Source organism: Massilia sp. BKSP1R2A-1 (assembly GCF_050586525.1).
Taxonomy (GTDB): Bacteria; Pseudomonadota; Gammaproteobacteria; order Burkholderiales; family Burkholderiaceae_D; genus Telluria.
In genome coordinates, this window is record NZ_JBOBRE010000005.1 from 182,936 (window position 1) to 199,584 (window position 16,649).

Sequence of the window (16,649 nt, forward strand, 5' to 3'; positions counted from 1 at the left end):
ATTCTGCTACCGTGCAGGAACGAACTTATTGATTTTAAGCAATTCTTCTTTCCGGCGTCGGATGCCGGCCAAGTGCCCTAGGCGGGGGCGGGTTCGGGCCGGGTCGGCATCGACACCCTCACCACGGCGCCGCCATGCTTTCCCGCCGAGAGACGCACGGTGCCGCCGTAGGCCGCGGCGCGCTCCTGCATGCCCTCCAGGCCGCAGCCCTGGCGCAGCGGCTGGGCCAGGCCGACGCCGTCGTCCTCGACCGTCAGGGTGAGTTCGCGCGCGCTTTCGACCAGGGTGACGCGCACGCAGCTGGCCTGGGCGTGGCAGGCCACGTTCGACAGCGATTCCTGCAGGGCGCGGAACAGCACGGCGTCCAGTTTGCGGTCGCGGGGGCCGCCCTGGTCCTGCTCGGCGCCGAGGTCGAGGCGATAGTCGAGTCCGTGCAGGCGGGCGAACTCGGCCAGGTGGCGCTCGGCCGCCTGGCGCAGGGTGAGGCCGGGTGCGATCGGACGCATGCCGGACACGATGGCGCGCACCGAGCGGATCGCCGTATCGAGGTTGGCGATCGCCACGCCCAGGCGCTCGAAGGCGGCGGGAGAGGCGCCGCGCGAGGCCAGCTGCTGCAGCGAAAGCTCGGCCCGCAGCGAGAGCAGGCGGTGGCCCAGCTCGTCGTGCAGCTCGCGCGCGATACGGCTGCGCTCGGCATCGCGCACGCCTTCCTGCTGGCGCACCAGGCGGCACAACACCTCGTGGCTGCCGGCCAGGGCATCCTCGACCTCGGCATGCGCGCACCGTTCCGCCTCCAGCTGCTGCTTGAGTGAGCGGCCGCGCTCTTCCGCCGCATGGCTGCGCCGCTGCATCAGGAACGCCGTCCCGATCGCGGCCAGCGTCAGCACGGTGGCGGCCGCCAGCTCCGGCGCTGCCCCACGCAGGGGCAGGGGCAAGGGCAGGGCCGCATGCGCCGGCAGGGTGACGCACAGCAGGGCGGCGCTGCGGGCTAGGAATGAGCTGTATTTGTTCATGGCGTCCTTCTTACTGGCGTTAGGAACATTCTGTATGAAGGTACACCTATGTCCTACAGGGAATGTTGCTCATCCTCAACGCATGGCCGCGGCACCACGAGCAGCCCGGGCCACGCTATAATGAAAGGTTGACGAGAGGTTTACCGTGACTTACAGCATCAAAGAGATCTTCTATACCCTGCAGGGCGAAGGCGCCCATGCGGGGCGCCCGGCCGTGTTCTGCCGCTTTTCCGGCTGCAATCTGTGGACCGGCAGGGAAAGCGACCGCGCCACTGCCGTCTGCACCTTCTGCGACACCGATTTCGTCGGCACCGACGGCGAGCGCGGCGGCAAGTTCCGCGATGCCGACAGCCTCGCGCGCGAGATCGACAGCCTCTGGCCCGAGACCCACGCCGCCAGCAAGTACGTCGTCTTCACCGGCGGCGAACCGCTGCTGCAGCTCGACGCCGCACTGATCGCAGCGATGCATGCGCACGGCTTCACGATCGCCATCGAGACCAACGGCACCCTGCCGGTGCCGGAAGGCGTGGACTGGATCTGCGTCAGCCCGAAGATGGGCTCCCAGCTGGTGGTCGCGAAGGGCAACGAGATCAAGGTCGTGATTCCCCAGCTGGGCCAGGACCTGTCCGCCTACGAGCACCTCGACTTCGAGCACTTCTACGTGCAGCCGATGGACGGGCCGCTGGCCGCCCGGAACACCCGCCTGGCGATCGAAACCTGCCGTCGCAACCCGAAATGGAAGCTCAGCCTCCAGACCCACAAACTGCTTCAGATTCCCTGACGATCCACCACCGATGCTCACCATTACCCGCAAGCTGGAATTCGATGCCGGCCACCGCATTCCCGACCACAAGAGCCAGTGCCGCAACCTGCACGGCCACCGCTACACCCTTGAAATCACGCTGACCGGCGACGTCATCGATGCTGAAGGAAATTCCGACAACGGCATGATCATGGACTTCTCGGACGTGAAGACCCTGGCCAAGGAACATCTGATCGACGTGTGGGACCACGCCTTCCTGGTCTACGAAAAGGATGACAAGGTGCGTGAATTCCTGGCCTCGCTGCCCGGTCACAAGACCGTCGTCATCGACTGCATCCCCACGGTCGAGAACCTGGCGCGCGTCGCCTTCGGCATCCTGAAGACCGTGTTCACCGACCGCTTCGGCACCGGCCTGCGCTTGCACAAGCTGGTACTGCACGAAACCCCGAACTGCTGGGCCGAAATCACCGATGCCTGAAGATCTGGTCCAGACCGAGCGCGAGGGCGCCCCGTCGCCCGAACAGCGCTTCATGGCGCTTGCCCTGGAGCAGGCGCGCCTGGCCTGGCTTGAAGGCGAAGTGCCGGTGGGCGCCGTGGTCGTCAAGGACGGCGAAGTGATCGCCACCGGCTACAACCGCCCGATCGGCCGCCACGACCCGACCGCCCACGCGGAAATAACGGCCCTGCGCGCGGCCGCCGAAAAGCTCGGCAATTACCGGCTGCCCGGTTGCGAGCTCTACGTCACCCTGGAACCCTGCATCATGTGCTCGGGGGCCATGATGCATGCCCGCCTGGCGCGGGTCGTCTATGCGGCCACCGACCCCAAGACCGGTGCCTGCGGCTCGGTCGTCAACCTGTTCGAGGAAGACCGGCTCAACCACCACACCGGCGTGCTCGGGGGCGTGATGGCCGAGGAGGCAAGCGGCCTGCTCAAGGCCTTCTTCGCCGAGCGCCGCGCGGCGGCGCGCAAGCTTCCCGGTCCGGACACCGCGGCGCCGACGGCCTGATTCCCGACGGGGCGCGCGCCTGAGCGCCCCGCCCCCGGCGAAAGTGGTATGCTGGTTTCGCGCCGCGTCTGCGGCCGTGTGAACCATGTCGTCCGAACCGCGGTAGTCCACTCGATTTATGCCTACGCTGAACGCCAACGGAATCCGCATCGCCTTCGACACCGCGGGCGACCCCAAGTCCGTACCGCTGTTGCTGGTGCACGGCCTCGGCATGCAACTCACGGCCTGGCCCGAGGAATTCGTCGAGGGCCTGGTCGATCTCGGCTTTTACGTGATTCGCTTCGACAACCGCGACTGCGGCCTGTCGACCAAGTTCGAACAGGCGGGCATTCCCAACCTGGGCCTGGCCTGGATCAAATCCAAACTCGGCTGGCCGCTGCGCGCCGCCTACCGGCTCGATGACATGGCCGAGGACGCGATCGGCGTCCTGTCCGCCCTCGGCGTGGCGCGTGCCCACGTGGTCGGCGTCTCGATGGGCGGCATGATCGCCCAGATCCTGGCCGCCCGTTACCCGCAGCGCATCCTCAGCCTGACCTCGATCATGTCGAGCTCCTGCCGGCGCGGCCTGCCCGGGCCCGAGAAGAAAGTGCGCAAGCTGTTGAGCCGGCGCCCCCTCGATCCCGCCAATGTCGAGAGCATCATCGATCAGGGGGTCGAGGTGCTGCGCGCCATCGGCAGCCCGGCCTATCCGACACCGGAGCGGGTGCTGCGCACGCGGGTTGCCCGTTCCGTGCGTCGCGGTTATTGCCCATCCGGCGTGGCGCGCCAGATGATGGCGATCGCGGCCTCGGGCGACCGCTGCGCGCTCCTGCGCACCATTACCGCGCCCGCCCTCGTCATCCACGGCGCCGCCGACCCGCTGGTGCCGCTCGCCTGCGGCGAAGACACCGCCAGCCGCATTCCGGGCGCCAGGCTCGAGGTCATCGAGGGCATGGGGCACGACCTGCCGCCCCAGCTGGCCGAACGCCTGCTCGCCTTGATCGACGCCCATGCCAGGGGTAAGATGTTGCCAGACTCAACACCCAGGCTCTTCGTCAAACAGTGATCACCCAACAAATCGGTATTGCCATCGTGGCCCCGGCCGGCCAGGCGCTCGACCCGGCTGCCATCGACCGCGCCGTCGGCCGCCTCGAAGCCCAGGGCTGCCTGGTCCGCAACTACTACGACCACAACGCCATCCACCAGCGCTTCGGCGGCACCGATGCCGGGCGCCTGGCCCAGCTGAACGCGGCGGTTGCCGACCCCGACGTCCAGATCGTCATGGCGCTGCGCGGCGGCTACGGCGTCACGCGCCTGCTGCCGCAGGTCGATTTCGAGGCGATCGCCGCCAGCGGCAAGCTGCTGGTCGGCTTCTCCGACATCACCGCCCTGCACATGGGGCTGTTCCATCGTACCGGCGCGCTCAGCTATGCCGGACCGATGCTGGCTGGCGACTTCGGCGCCCGTGAACCGGTGCAATTTACGCTGGATAATTTCTGGAACTGCCTCGCAGGGCCGACACACACCATCACGGAGTGCGCTCCCGGCAACCCGCGCGTGCAGGAGGGGGGCAGGGTCTGGGGCGGCAACCTGGCGATGGTGGTCTCGCTGCTGGGTACGCCGTACTTCCCGTGCATCGACGGCGGGATCCTCTACCTGGAAGACATCGCCGAACATCCCTACCGGGTCGAGCGCCTGCTGCTGCAGCTGCACCAGGCCGGCGTGCTCGAACGCCAGCGCGCCGTCATCCTGGGCGATTTCTCCGGTTACACCCTCGGCGTGAACGACAACGGCTATGACTTCGAGGCCATGGTGGACCACCTGCGCGAGACCCTGCGCGTGCGGGTGCTGACCGGCCTCACCTTCGGCCACGGACCAAAGCGGGTCACCATCCCCTTCGGCGCCCAGGGACGGCTGGAATCGGACGGGGAGGGATTCACCCTGCTGCTGTCCGATTACCCGACCTTGCGCCGGGCGAATGCTGCCGTCGAGCGCTGCGCCTGAGCCGCTGTCCCGCCATCCTGCCCACAGTGGTAAAATGCGCGGTTATTCCAACATCCACGCTTTAGGGTTTACACAGTGCTCAGTACAGCCAATATCACGATGCAATTCGGCGCCAAGCCGCTGTTCGAGAACATTTCCGTCAAGTTCGGTGAAGGCAACCGTTACGGCCTGATCGGCGCCAACGGCTGCGGCAAGTCGACCTTCATGAAGATCCTCGGCGGCGACCTGGAACCGTCGGCCGGCAACGTCAGCCTCGACCCGGGCGAGCGCCTGGGTAAGCTCCGCCAGGACCAGTTCGCGTATGAGGACGTGCGCGTGCTCGACGTCGTCATGATGGGCCACACCGAGCTGTGGAACGCCATCTCCGAGCGCGACGCGATCTACGCGAACCCGGACGCGACCGACGAAGACTACATGAAAGCCGCCGAGCTGGAGGGCAAGGTCGCCGAATACGACGGCTACTCGGCCGAAGCGCGCGCCGGCGAACTGCTGCTGGGCCTGGACATCGCGAGCGAGCTGCACCAGGGCCCGATGAGCGCCGTGGCGCCGGGCTGGAAACTGCGCGTGCTGCTGGCCCAGGCCCTGTTCTCGAATCCGGACATCCTGCTGCTCGACGAACCGACCAACAACCTGGACATCAACACGATCCGCTGGCTGGAAGACATCCTCAACCAGCGCAACTCGACGATGATCATCATCTCGCACGATCGTCACTTCCTGAACCAGGTCTGCACCCACGTGGCCGACATGGACTACGGCACCCTGAAGGTCTACCCGGGCAACTACGACGACTACATGCTGGCCTCGACCCAGGCGCGCAACCAGCAGCTGGCCAACAATGCCAAGGCCAAGGAAAAGGTCGCCGAACTGCAGGACTTCGTGCGCCGCTTCTCGGCCAACAAATCGAAGGCCCGCCAGGCGACTTCGCGCGCCAAGCAGATCGACAAGATCAAGATCGAGGAATTCAAGCCGTCCTCGCGCGCCTATCCCTTCGTCCGCTTCGAAGGCGAGAAGAAGCTGCACCGCCTGGCGGTGGAGACCGAGGGCCTGTCGAAAGCCTACGACCGCCAGCTGTTCAAGAACTTCTCGATCATGGTCGAGGCGGGCGAGCGCATCGCGATCATCGGCGCCAACGGCGCCGGCAAGACCACGCTGCTGCGCTGCATCGGCGGCCAGGAGATCACGGGTCTCGACGCCGACCAGGGCCGCGTGAAGTGGGCCGAGAACGCGAACGTCGGCTACATGCCGCAGGATCCGACCGAGGAATTCGCGAGCGGAGAGAACCTGACCGACTGGATGGGCCGCTGGACCCAGGAAGGCGACGACGACCAGGCCGTGCGCTCGATCCTCGGCCGCCTGCTGTTCGGCGGCGACGAAGTCAAGAAGTCGGTCAAGGTGCTGTCGGGCGGCGAGAAGGGCCGCATGATGTACGGCAAGCTGATGCTGGGCCGTCACAATGTGCTGCTGCTCGACGAACCGACCAACCACATGGACATGGAATCGATCGAGTCGCTCAACATCGCCCTCGACAAGTACGCCGGCACCATGATCTTCGTGTCGCACGACCGCGAGTTCGTGTCCTCCCTGGCGACCCGCATCCTCGAGATCCGCGAGAACGAGATCGTCGACTTCCAGGGTAACTACGAAGAGTACCTGAAGAGCCAGGGTATCGACTGATTTTGTAGACTCCGCAATGATCACCGCACCCATCAAAACCTACGAATACGACCGTCCCCAGGTCGGCGAAGCCTGCACCATCAACCCCGCCACCGCCGAAGCCTGGGCACGCGTGCCCGCCACGCCGACGGCCGCCGAAAAAGTCGAACTCAAGGAACGCATCAAGCGCCTGCTCAAGGAGCGCAATGCCGTGCTGGTCGCCCACTACTACGTGGACGGCGAGCTGCAGGACCTGGCCGAGGAAACCGGCGGCTGCGTCTCGGATTCCCTGGAAATGGCGCGCTTCGGCCGTGACCACCCGGCCCAGACCCTGGTCGTGGCCGGCGTGCGCTTCATGGGCGAATCGGCCAAGATCCTGAGCCCGGAAAAGACCATCCTGATGCCGGACCTGGACGCGACCTGCTCGCTGGACCTGGGCTGCCCGGCCGACGAATTCGCCGCCTTCTGCGACCAGCACCCGGACCGCACCGTGGTCGTCTACGCCAACACCAGCGCCGCCGTGAAGGCGCGCGCCGACTGGATGGTGACCTCGTCGATCGGCCTGGACATCGTCAAGCACCTGCACGAGCAGGGCAAGAAGATCCTGTGGGCCCCGGACCGCCACCTCGGCTCCTACATCCAGAAGCAGACCGGCGCCGACATGCTGCTGTGGCAGGGCTCCTGCCTGGTGCACGACGAATTCAAGGGCATCGAGCTCGACCTGCTGAAGGCCGAATACCCGGACGCGAAGGTGCTGGTGCACCCGGAGTCCCCGAGCAACGTCGTGGCCCAGGCCGACGTGGTCGGCTCGACCACCCAGCTGATCAACGCGGCCGTGAACCTGCCGGCCACCACCTTCATCGTCGCCACCGACAACGGCATCCTGCACAAGATGCGCGCCGCGGCCCCGGGCAAGCACTTCATCGAAGCGCCGACCGCCGGCAACAGCGCCACCTGCAAGAGCTGCGCCCACTGCCCGTGGATGGCCATGAACGGCCTGAAGAACCTGGCCGACGCATTGGAAAACAGCGTGGAAACCGGCGCCAACGAAGTCCACGTCGACCCCGAGATCGGCCGCCAGGCCAAGCGCGCGATCGACCGCATGCTCGATTTTGCCGCCGCCAAGAAGGCGCAAGCACTGCCGAGCGGCGCGCTCGAGCAGAACACGACGCTGTTCAATGGAGTAGGCCCCGCATGACGACCCTGCGCAATCCCCACGCTATCGACAACTTCGACGAGAAGCTGCAGTCGGCTTTCGAAGCCAACATCCTCGCCGCGCTGCTGGAAGACGTCGGCACCGGCGACCTCACCGGCATGCTGGTCCCGAACGATACCCGTGTGAACGCCCGCGTCATCGTGCGCGAACAGGCCGTCCTGTGCGGCGCGCCCTGGTTCGAAGGCGTGATGCTGGCGGTCGACCCGGACATCGAGATCGACTGGCAGTATGCCGAAGGCGATGTCATGACCGCCGATTCCGTCGTCTGCACCATCGTTGCGAATCCCCGTTCGCTGCTGACGGCCGAGCGCGCGGCACTGAACTTCATGCAGCTGCTCTCGGGCGTGGCAACCAGCACCCGCAAGTACGTCGACGTCATCCAGGGTACCCAGGCGGCCATCCTCGACACCCGCAAGACCATCCCGGGCCTGCGCCAGGCGCAGAAGTACGCGGTGCGCGTCGGCGGCGGCAAGAACCAGCGCATGGCGCTGTACGACGGCATCCTGATCAAGGAAAACCACATCGCAGCGGCCGGCGGCGTCACCAAAGCCCTGCAGGCGGCCGAGGCGCTGGATTCGGGCGCGCCGGTGCAGATCGAAGTCGAGACCATCGCCCAGCTCGAGGAAGCGCTGGCCGCCGGCGTCAAGTCGGTCCTGCTCGACAACTTCAATCTCGACATGATGCGTGAAGCCGTCCGCGTCAACGCGGGCCGCGCGCTGCTCGAAGCCTCGGGCGGCATCAACATGGACACGGTGCGCGCGATCGCCGAAACGGGCGTCGACCGCATCTCGATCGGCAGCCTGACCAAGGACGTGCGCGCAACCGACTATTCGCTGCGCATCACGGGAGCGGCGGCATGATGGACTGGAACCGGGTCCGTATCGCCACGGGCGCGCGCATCCTGTGGCTGCTCTTCGGGCTGGTGCTCGGCCTGCCGACGCTGTCCAACGGCCTGCAGACCAACAACACGGCCGACCTGTGCTTCGGCATCGGCATGGTGCTGGTCGGCGTGCGCGGCTTCCTGCGGCCGGTCATGTTCGGCAAGGCCATGCGCATGGAACTCGACCCGCGCACGTCCCAGGTGTCGATCGGCACGCCGATGCTGCACGGCGGCCTGTCGCTGGTGATCTTCGTCGCGCTGACCGCCGGGATCGTGATCAAGTACGTGATCAAGGGCTAAACCCCTGCAGGGTGGGCGATCCTTCGCCCACGCGTTCAGCTCCGGCGTGCGCTGCTACCATGCGTCCGGGAGTTGAACGCGCGGTCGGCGAAGCCGACCACCCTACGACATTCTTTCAGACGCCGCTTTCGCTGGCCCTCGCCAGCGCCTCCGCTTCCGGGGTGCGCGGGTGCAGCGGCTCTCCCACCTGGCTGGCGATCTCGTCGATCGCCGCCATCACCTTGTCCGGATGTGCGTAGTGCGTCATGTGCCCGACACCCGGCGCGAGCTCGAGCCGGCTGTTCGGAAGACGCTCGTGCAGCCGCTCCGAGTTGTGCCCGCAGTCGACGATCTTGTCCTGCGTCCCGGCCAGGATCACCACAGGCACCTTCAGTTCCGCATACCGTCTCGACAGCGAGATCGCCGCCGGCACCATGAGCGCGCTTTCCGCCGCGCTGGCGCGCAACTGCTTCGGCCGCAGGGCCATCCAGACCGGGAAGCGGTCGAAACGCTCGTCCACGCGACGCGGAGAGAATACCTTCTTCGTCAATCCCGGCCACATCAGGCGAGAGATCAGGGGCGAGACGGTGTAGCGCATCACATCGCCGATCACCGGCACGGCCGGCGGCGAGATCGCCACGGCGTCGAGCCGCGCGCTCGGATAGTAGTAACCCGACAGCAGTACGAGGCCGCGCACGACGTCCGGCTGCTGCAGGCCCATGGCCAGTGCGACCATCGTGCCCCAGGAATGGCCGAGCACGATGGCCGATTCGACCCCGATCTGCTCCAGCGCCTTGTGCAGCAGCGCGGCCTGCTTGTCCGGCGTCCAGATCGTCGTGCGGGGACGGTCGCTATAGCCGAAGCCGGGCCGGTCGAAGGCGATCACGCGGTAATGCCCGGCCGCCTGGTCGAGCAGGCCGCTGCTCACGAAATCCTCGGTATAGACCCCGTTGCCGTGCAGGAGCACGAGCACCGGTCCGCTGCCGCGTTCGAGGTAGTGCAGGCGCACGCCATCCACCTCGACGAACTTGCCCTGCGGCGGATGCTCGTGTTCCGCCTGGCGGGTCTTCGCACGGACATAGAAGAATGAAGCCGCCAGGCCGAGGCCGGCGAGGAGTGCGCCCGCCTTCAGGCCGGGCGACGCGGTGGATATGGCGGTCGAGGTGCTGCGCTTGCTCACAAAATCCCCCTGTGGTCGAGTTGAATGTGCGACTCCTCCGGCTCCTCCGCGTGGAGCAGGCCGGCGACCCGCGGCAGCAGCCGCTCGGCCGACTCTTCTATTTTGAGTGCGATCATGTCGTCGGCACGGGTGCGGCCCAGGTTGACCGCCGCGATCGGCTTTCCCTTCTCGGCCGCCATGCGGCAGAAGCGGAAGCCCGAATACACCATCAGCGACGAGCCCACCACCAGCAGGGCGTCGGCCGCTTCCATGCGCGCCAGCGCCGCGGCCGTGCGCGCCGGCGGGATGCCGTCTCCAAAGAATACGACATCCGGCGAGAGCGCGCCGCCGCATTGGATACAGCTGGGCAGGTGAAAGTCGACGATCGCGTCCGGCTCGATCGCCGCGTCGCCATCGGGCAAGGGCGCCGCCAGGGCATTGGCCAGTTCGGGATTGGCTTCCTCCAGCAGGGTCTGGATGAAGGCGCGGGGGAAGCGCTCCTTGCAGTGCATGCAGACCACGCCGTGTACGTTTCCGTGCAACTCCAGCACATCCTGGCTGCCGGCCGCCTGGTGCAAGCCGTCCACGTTCTGGGTCAGGAGATGGGCGAAGCGGCCATGTTTCCCCAGGGCCGCCAGGGCACGGTGCCCGGCGTTGGGCGCAGCGCCGGCCATGATCGGATAGCCGACCATGCTGCGCGCCCAATAGCGCCGCTGGATGTCCACCGAACGCCGGAACTCCGGCCCCTGGATGGGCGCCCGGCCGCGCCGGGTTCCGTCCCGGTCACGGTAGTCCGGAATTCCCGACGCCGTCGACAGGCCCGCCCCGGTCAGCACCAGCGCATGTGGATGCTGCTCGAGGAAGACCGCCAATGCCTGCGCCGGGTCCTGGTATGTCGCTTGTGTTTCCATTTGCCGGGATCGTATCATCGCCGGCCCGGGGCCGACACACGCTTCGAATCGCCTAGCGCGCGGAAACGGCGATGCCGCCGACGATCATGCCGAAGGCCAGCACGTGGTAGAGATGCGGCGCCTCGCCCAGGAAGGCGGACGACAGCAGCGCGGTGAACAGGGGCGTGAGGTTGATGAAGAAGGCGCCGCTGCTGGGGCCCGCGCGCTGCACGCCGGCGCCCCAGCAGCGCATGGCCAGGATGGCCGGGCCGATGGCGACGTACAGCAGGGCTGCCCCCAGCGACCAGCTCCAGTCGATATGGACGTCGCGCAGCGCCCATTCGCCGCCGGCCAGCACGCTCGACCACAGCACGCCGTAGCCCACCTGGGCCAGCAGGAAGGCCGCCCAGTCGGCCCGCAGGCCGGGCACGTCCTTCTGCTGCATCAGCATCCAGCTGTAGAAGGACCAGGCAATCGTCGCCAGGATCATGTAGAGGTCGCCGACTACCAGGCGCAGGCCGAGCAGCTGGTGCACGTCGCCGCGGCACAGCACCACCAGCACCCCGAGGATGGACAGCAGCGCGCCGACGATCTGCTTGCGCTTGACGGGAACCCCATAGAACAGGCGCCCGACCAGCAGCATCCATACGGGCACACCGGAGGCGACCAGGGTCACGTTGATGGGCGTCGAGCTTTGCAGGGCCAGGTATTGCAGCGAATTGTAGAGACCCACGCTCAGCAGGCCGAGCATGGCGTAGCGCCGCCAGTTGGCGAGCACGCCGCTGCCTTCCCTGAACATGGCGCGTCCGAGCGGCACCAGCACGGCGAGCGCGATCACCCAGCGGATCAGGTTGAGCGTCATCGGCGGCACCGCGTCGCGCACCAGCCGGCCGACGATGGCGTTGCCGGCCCAGAGCACGGGCGGAACGGTCAGCAGGAAGACGGTGGATGGGGTGAGGGCGGGGCGGTTCATTGCGGAACGGCCGGCCCGGTGAGGGGCCGGCATCGGGGAATCAGCGGCGTTCCGGCGTCAGGACGCTCGGCAGCGCCTTGGGCAGCGTATCGGGGAAGTCGCGCGAATAATGCAGGCCGCGGCTCTCGTGGCGCGACAGGGCGCTGTTCACGATCAGGGACGCGACTTCGACCAGGTTGCGCAGTTCCAGCAGGTCGGGCGTGATGCGGAAGTTGCGATAGTACTCGTCGATCTCTTCCTTGAGCAGCTTGATGCGGTGCTGGGCGCGCTCGAGGCGCTTGGTGGTGCGCACGATGCCGACGTAGTTCCACATGAAGCGGCGCAGCTCGTCCCAGTTGTGGGCGATGACGACCTCTTCGTCGGCATTGGTGACGCGGCTCTCGTCCCAGGGCGGCAGCAAGGGGTTCTCGATCTTCGGCGCGGCCGCGATCTGGTGGGCGCAGGCGCGGCCGATCACGACACATTCCAGCAGCGAATTGCTGGCCAGGCGGTTGGCGCCGTGCAGGCCCGTGCAGGCCGTTTCGCCGACGGCGTACAGTCCCGGGATGTCGGTGCGGCCCGTCAGGTCGGTGACGATGCCGCCGCAGGTGAAGTGCACGGCCGGCACCACGGGGATCGGCTGCTGCGTGATGTCGATGCCCAGCTCCAGGCAGCGCGCATGGATGGTCGGGAAGTGCTCCTTCAGGAATTCCGGGTCCTGGTGGCTGATGTCGAGGTGGACGTAGTCCAGGCCGCGCTTCTTCATCTCGAAGTCGATGGCGCGGGCGACCACGTCGCGCGGGGCCAGTTCGCCGCGCTCGTCGTGGGCCAGCATGAAGCGCGTGCCGGCGGCCGGGCCGGCTTCCGGCGGGAGCTTCAACAGGCCGCCTTCGCCGCGGATCGCTTCGGTGATCAGGAAGGATTTCGCATACGGGTGGTAGAGGCAGGTCGGGTGGAACTGGATGAACTCCATGTTCGACACCCGGCAGCCGGCGCGCCAGGCCATGGCGATGCCGTCGCCGGTGGCGGTGTCGGGGTTCGTCGTGTACAGGTACACCTTGCCGGCGCCGCCGGTGGCGAGCACGGTGTGCTCGGCCTCGAAGGTGAGCACCTTGCCGTTGCGTTCGTCCTGCACGTACAGGCCGTAGCAGCGCGGCTGGCCCACCATGTGCGGGGCGCCGCCATGCACGGCCTTGCCGGTGAGCTTGTCGGACGTGATGACGTCGATCGCGCAGTGGTGTTCGAACAGGGTGATGTTCGGGTGCGCGCGCACCTTCTGTTCCAGCGTGACCTGCACTGCGTGGCCGGTGGCGTCGGCGGCGTGGATGATGCGGCGCTGGCTGTGGCCGCCCTCGCGGGTCAGGTGAAAGCCCAGCTCAGCCGAGGCGTCGCGGGTAAACGGCACGCCCTGTTCGATCAGCCATTCGATCGCCGCGCGGCCGTTCTCGACGATGTAGCGGGTGGCCGCCTCATCGCACAGGCCGGCGCCCGCGACCAGGGTGTCGGCGATGTGCTGGTCGTGGCTGTCACCGGAATCGAGCACCGCGGCGATGCCGCCCTGGGCCCAGTTGCTCGCGCCGTCGAGCAGCTCGCGTTTCGAGATGATCGCAACCGTGCGCGTCTGCGCCAGGTGCAGGGCCACCGACAGGCCGGCCAGACCGCTGCCGACAATAGCGACGTCAAATTTCATGTGCATGTCAATTTTGTACAGAGGCATCACTATAGCCGATGTTGCCCTTGCCCGCCGGGGAAGCCCCCAGGGACAGAGCCTGGTCAATGTACGGCGGCGCACCGACGTGCATGGTGTGCGGCTGCACCATCGGTGCTTGACTCAACAACGAGGAAAGCCATGTCCAGCACCTACAACCGCGACCACGCCGCCGCCTTATCCGACAAGATCGGCTCGATGCGCTTCGCCATGTTCACCACCCGTGACGCCAACGGCCACCTGGTCAGCCAGCCGATGACCAACCAGCAGGTCGACCAGGAGGGCGGCCTGTGGTTCTACACCAGCAGCACCACCGGGCTGTGGGAAAACATCGCCCACGAGCCTGAGGTCAACGTCAGCTTCGCCGACAGCGACGACAGCACCTATGTGTCGGTGAGCGGCCAGGCCGAGCGCGTGGTTGACCGCAACCAGATCAAGGCCCTGTGGAACCCCATGGTGCAGGCCTGGTTCCCGGCCGGCCCGGAAGACGAGCACGTGGTCCTGGTGCGGGTGATGCCGCACGCCGCCGAGTACTGGGATTCGAACGACAGCAAGATGGTGCGGCTGTTCGCGATGGCGAAAGCGGCCGTCACCGGCTCGACCCCGGATGTCGACGCCGAGCACGGCACCATCCGCATGTAAGTCTTAGCGCGGCGGCGGCAGGTCGGACGCATCCTGGTTGCCGCCGGTCTCCGGCGTGCCGAGCCCCGTGCCCGTCCGGGCGTTCGGGTCGGCCTGGTTGGGACGCGTGTCCTGCGGGCCGCGCCCGGCATGGGTCATGGCGCTGTCCGGCGCTTCCGCATGCGCTCGACCCGGGGCCCCGCTCGGCGCATTCGTCGTTTCGCCGGCCTGGTTGCGGGTGAGGCCGTCGCCGCCGCTGCCGCCGGTTTCCTGCTGGGTTTCGCGGGTCGGGCTCGCGCCTTCCTGGCCGCTGGTGACGCCGCCCACGCCGAGCGTCGTCGACGGGTCGTTCTGGTTCGGGTTGTTCATGAAGCCTCCTGAAGTTCGCTTCCCCCGATTATCGGGCAGCGGCGCACATTGGCGCGCGCGCCTCGGCCGGGTGCTCAGCGCACCTGCCGGTACACCTCGGCCTTGCCGCCTTCTTTCACGAGCAGCACGTCGTAGGGATCGCTGCGCGGGCCCTCCATCCCCGGGGAGCCCATCGGCATGCCCGGCACCGCCAGGCCGCGCGCCTGCGGTTTTTCCGCCAGCAGGCGCTTGATGTCGCTCGCAGGGACGTGACCCTCGACGGCGTAGCCGCCCACGCGGGCCGTATGGCAGGAACCGTAGTCGGCCGGGATGCCGAATTTGGTCCGGTAGTCGGCCGTATTTGCGACGTCCTGCGCCTTGACCTTGAAGCCGTTCGCTTCCAGGTGCTTGATCCACTGCTTGCAGCAGCCGCAGGTGGCGGTCTTGTAGACCTCGATCACCGGGTTGGCGGCGCCGGCGGCGAAGGGCAGGCCGAGCAGGCAGGCGAGGGCGAAGCGGGAAAGCAGTTGTCGGGACATGGTGGCTCCAGAGAGGAAGGTCGTATGCGGCGCCACTATAGCGCGAAGCGCTTGGTAAGAGGCAAATCGGACTGCTATACTGTACAAAAACACAGTAGCGCGAATCCATGCCGACCTTCCTTCCCATCGACCTCGACCCGCCCGCCAGGGATGAAGGCGGCGACCGTGCCGCTGCCAGCGTGCGCGGCGCCGGCGTCTACCGGCCGATCGGCGACGAGCCGGTCACGAGCGCGCAGAGCGACGCGGAACTCGCGCGCGAGTACATCGGCCAAGGCGAACTCAGTCCGCGCTCGATGGCCAACACCCAGAAGGAGCTGTACCGCTTCCTGACCTGGTGCCGCGAGGAGGCGAAGAAGACCTTCCAGCAGCTGACGCTGGCCGACCTGCACGCCTACAGGGAATTCATCCGCAATCCGCCGCCCGACTGGATCTGCGCCACCAAGTGGCCGCGCAACGATCCGCGCTACCGGCCGTTCTCGGGGCCGCTGTCGGACGCGAGCCGGCGCCAGGCCATGATCGCCGTGAAGGGCCTGCTCGGCTACGCGGAACAGACCGGCTACCTGCGCCGCAACCTGGCGCGCCTGGTGCGCAACGTCCGTGCGCCGCACACCAGCCGCATCACGCGCTACCTGACGCCGCAAGCCATCGGGTACGCCATCGAGGCGGTGTCGAAGCGGGCGGCCGACACGCCGGCGGCGGTCCGCCGGCGCGAGCGCGACCGGTTCCTCCTGATCGCATTCGCCCAGACCGGTGCGCGCCTGAACGAAATCGTCGGCGCGCACATGGGCGCCATCTACAGCGAGGGCGACGGCCGCTGGTGGCTGGACGTGATCGGCAAGGGCGCCAAACCGCGCCGCCTGCCGGTACCGCCCGGCATGCTGGACGCCTTCCGCAGCTATCGCCAGGCCTTCGGCCTGCTGCCGCAAAGCAGCCGCGCCGACCGCACCCCGCTGGTGCTCTCGAGCCGCAGGGAGGAGCAGGTAGCCATCACGGACGAAGCGGCATCCGAAGCGCTGAAGGCGGTGTTCATGGCGGCGGCCGACCACGCCGCAAGCCTCGGCGATGGCGACAGCGCCGCCAGCCTGCGCCAGGCCTCGACCCACTGGCTACGCCACAGCATGCTGACCAACCACGCCAACAGCGGGGTCCAGCTCAAGACCCTGCAGGACACGGCCGGCCACGCGAACATCGCCACCACCGCGGCCTACCTGCACAAGCGCGATCACGAACGGCACGACGAAATCGTCGGCTCGGGCGCCGGCCTGCTGCCCTGACGCGGGCCCGATTCAGATCGGCAGTTCGGAGTTGCCGCCGTCCGAGCCGCCGAAGTTCTGTAGGTCGTCCAGCGACAGGCGGCGCTCGTTCAGGGCGGCGACGATGGCCTGGAGCTGCTCCGGGTCCGGATGCAGGTAGACGATGCGCTGCTCCAGCTCATTGTCCCAGTACTTCGTGTAGGGCACGTCGGTCTCGGCCATCACCTTCGCGTCGAAGCTGCCATCCATCATTTCGCCGACCAGCATGACCCTGGTCGTGTCCGGAGTCGTGTTCTTTACGGTAATGCCCATGCTCATCCTTTCGAGTGATCAGTTCGCATGTGCATTTTTACCCCCAGCGGGCCGCGCGCGCAAACGGCCG

The 16,649-nt window shown here is 67.2% G+C and carries 19 protein-coding genes; 11 read left to right on the top strand and 8 right to left on the bottom strand.

Annotated features, from left to right (window positions below; translation table 11 throughout):
* Positions 1-77: 77 nt before the first annotated feature.
* Complete coding sequence (locus ACQ7JA_RS09960; protein WP_430897114.1) at positions 78-1,013, bottom strand: sensor histidine kinase; 936 nt, start codon at positions 1,011-1,013, stop codon at positions 78-80.
* Positions 1,014-1,158: 145 nt separating this feature from the next.
* Here ACQ7JA_RS09960 and queE point away from each other — a divergent pair, with 145 nt between their 5' ends.
* From queE to ACQ7JA_RS10005, 9 genes are all read left to right on the top strand, one after another.
* A complete protein-coding gene (gene queE, locus ACQ7JA_RS09965) occupies positions 1,159-1,794 on the top strand; it encodes a 7-carboxy-7-deazaguanine synthase (RefSeq protein ID WP_430897116.1) in 636 nt (211 codons plus the stop codon).
* 13 nt (positions 1,795-1,807) lie between these two features.
* On the top strand, positions 1,808-2,254 hold the full coding sequence (gene queD, locus ACQ7JA_RS09970; RefSeq protein WP_258829925.1) for a 6-carboxytetrahydropterin synthase QueD: 447 nt from the start codon (positions 1,808-1,810) through the stop codon (positions 2,252-2,254).
* A complete protein-coding gene (gene tadA / locus ACQ7JA_RS09975) occupies positions 2,247-2,783 on the top strand; it encodes a tRNA adenosine(34) deaminase TadA (RefSeq protein ID WP_430897119.1) in 537 nt (178 codons plus the stop codon). Before queD ends, tadA begins: the two co-directional genes overlap by 8 nt.
* Positions 2,784-2,901: 118 nt before the next feature.
* Positions 2,902-3,828 (top strand): alpha/beta fold hydrolase, encoded by a 927-nt coding sequence (locus tag ACQ7JA_RS09980; RefSeq protein WP_430897121.1) that lies wholly within the window; start codon positions 2,902-2,904, stop codon positions 3,826-3,828.
* Positions 3,825-4,766 carry a muramoyltetrapeptide carboxypeptidase gene (gene ldcA, locus ACQ7JA_RS09985; RefSeq protein WP_430897123.1) on the top strand — a complete coding sequence of 314 codons (942 nt, stop codon included), beginning with the start codon at positions 3,825-3,827 and terminating at the stop codon, positions 4,764-4,766. The genes ACQ7JA_RS09980 and ldcA overlap by 4 nt, the downstream gene beginning before the upstream one ends.
* A gap of 75 nt (positions 4,767-4,841) precedes the next feature.
* Positions 4,842-6,443, top strand: coding sequence for an ABC-F family ATPase (locus ACQ7JA_RS09990; RefSeq protein WP_430897125.1), 1,602 nt, complete (start codon positions 4,842-4,844; stop codon positions 6,441-6,443).
* Between the two features lie 16 nt (positions 6,444-6,459).
* Positions 6,460-7,620, top strand: a complete 1,161-nt coding sequence (gene nadA, locus ACQ7JA_RS09995; protein WP_430897127.1) for a quinolinate synthase NadA — start codon at positions 6,460-6,462, stop codon at positions 7,618-7,620.
* Entirely contained in the window at positions 7,617-8,498 is an 882-nt protein-coding gene (gene nadC / locus ACQ7JA_RS10000; protein ID WP_430897129.1) for a carboxylating nicotinate-nucleotide diphosphorylase, read from the top strand. The genes nadA and nadC overlap by 4 nt, the downstream gene beginning before the upstream one ends.
* Positions 8,495-8,818, top strand: coding sequence for a hypothetical protein (locus ACQ7JA_RS10005; protein WP_430897131.1), 324 nt, complete (start codon positions 8,495-8,497; stop codon positions 8,816-8,818). The genes nadC and ACQ7JA_RS10005 overlap by 4 nt, the downstream gene beginning before the upstream one ends.
* Positions 8,819-8,933: 115 nt before the next feature.
* Here ACQ7JA_RS10005 and ACQ7JA_RS10010 read toward each other — a convergent pair whose 3' ends face one another.
* Genes ACQ7JA_RS10010 through nadB form a run of 4 tightly spaced genes read right to left on the bottom strand, consistent with a single transcriptional unit; the run spans position 8,934 to position 13,488 of the window.
* Positions 8,934-9,977 carry an alpha/beta fold hydrolase gene (locus tag ACQ7JA_RS10010; RefSeq protein WP_430897133.1) on the bottom strand — a complete coding sequence of 348 codons (1,044 nt, stop codon included), beginning with the start codon at positions 9,975-9,977 and terminating at the stop codon, positions 8,934-8,936.
* Complete coding sequence (locus ACQ7JA_RS10015) at positions 9,974-10,867, bottom strand: NAD-dependent protein deacetylase (RefSeq protein ID WP_430897135.1); 894 nt, start codon at positions 10,865-10,867, stop codon at positions 9,974-9,976. Before ACQ7JA_RS10015 ends, ACQ7JA_RS10010 begins: the two co-directional genes overlap by 4 nt.
* A 52-nt stretch (positions 10,868-10,919) precedes the next feature.
* On the bottom strand, positions 10,920-11,819 hold the full coding sequence (locus ACQ7JA_RS10020) for a DMT family transporter (protein ID WP_430897137.1): 900 nt from the start codon (positions 11,817-11,819) through the stop codon (positions 10,920-10,922).
* A gap of 40 nt (positions 11,820-11,859) precedes the next feature.
* Entirely contained in the window at positions 11,860-13,488 is a 1,629-nt protein-coding gene (nadB, locus tag ACQ7JA_RS10025) for an L-aspartate oxidase (protein WP_430897139.1), read from the bottom strand.
* Positions 13,489-13,647: 159 nt separating this feature from the next.
* On the opposite strand from nadB, the gene ACQ7JA_RS10030 reads away from it, so the two are divergent.
* Positions 13,648-14,148: a pyridoxamine 5'-phosphate oxidase family protein gene (locus ACQ7JA_RS10030; protein WP_430897141.1), complete on the top strand. Its 501-nt coding sequence runs from the start codon at positions 13,648-13,650 to the stop codon at positions 14,146-14,148.
* 3 nt (positions 14,149-14,151) lie between these two features.
* On the opposite strand, the gene ACQ7JA_RS10035 is transcribed toward ACQ7JA_RS10030, so the two are convergent.
* The gene (locus ACQ7JA_RS10035) at positions 14,152-14,496 is read right to left on the bottom strand and encodes a hypothetical protein (RefSeq protein ID WP_430897143.1); all 345 of its coding nucleotides are present in this window, start codon (positions 14,494-14,496) and stop codon (positions 14,152-14,154) included.
* A 74-nt stretch (positions 14,497-14,570) separates the two neighbouring features.
* On the bottom strand, positions 14,571-15,014 hold the full coding sequence (locus tag ACQ7JA_RS10040; protein WP_430897145.1) for a DUF411 domain-containing protein: 444 nt from the start codon (positions 15,012-15,014) through the stop codon (positions 14,571-14,573).
* Positions 15,015-15,121: 107 nt separating this feature from the next.
* Between ACQ7JA_RS10040 and ACQ7JA_RS10045 the strand changes: the two genes are divergently transcribed.
* Positions 15,122-16,288 carry a tyrosine-type recombinase/integrase gene (locus tag ACQ7JA_RS10045; protein ID WP_430897147.1) on the top strand — a complete coding sequence of 389 codons (1,167 nt, stop codon included), beginning with the start codon at positions 15,122-15,124 and terminating at the stop codon, positions 16,286-16,288.
* Between the two features lie 12 nt (positions 16,289-16,300).
* Here the strand turns inward: ACQ7JA_RS10045 and ACQ7JA_RS10050 are convergent, their stop codons facing one another.
* Positions 16,301-16,579 carry a hypothetical protein gene (locus ACQ7JA_RS10050; protein WP_258829911.1) on the bottom strand — a complete coding sequence of 93 codons (279 nt, stop codon included), beginning with the start codon at positions 16,577-16,579 and terminating at the stop codon, positions 16,301-16,303.
* Positions 16,580-16,649 lie beyond the last annotated feature (70 nt).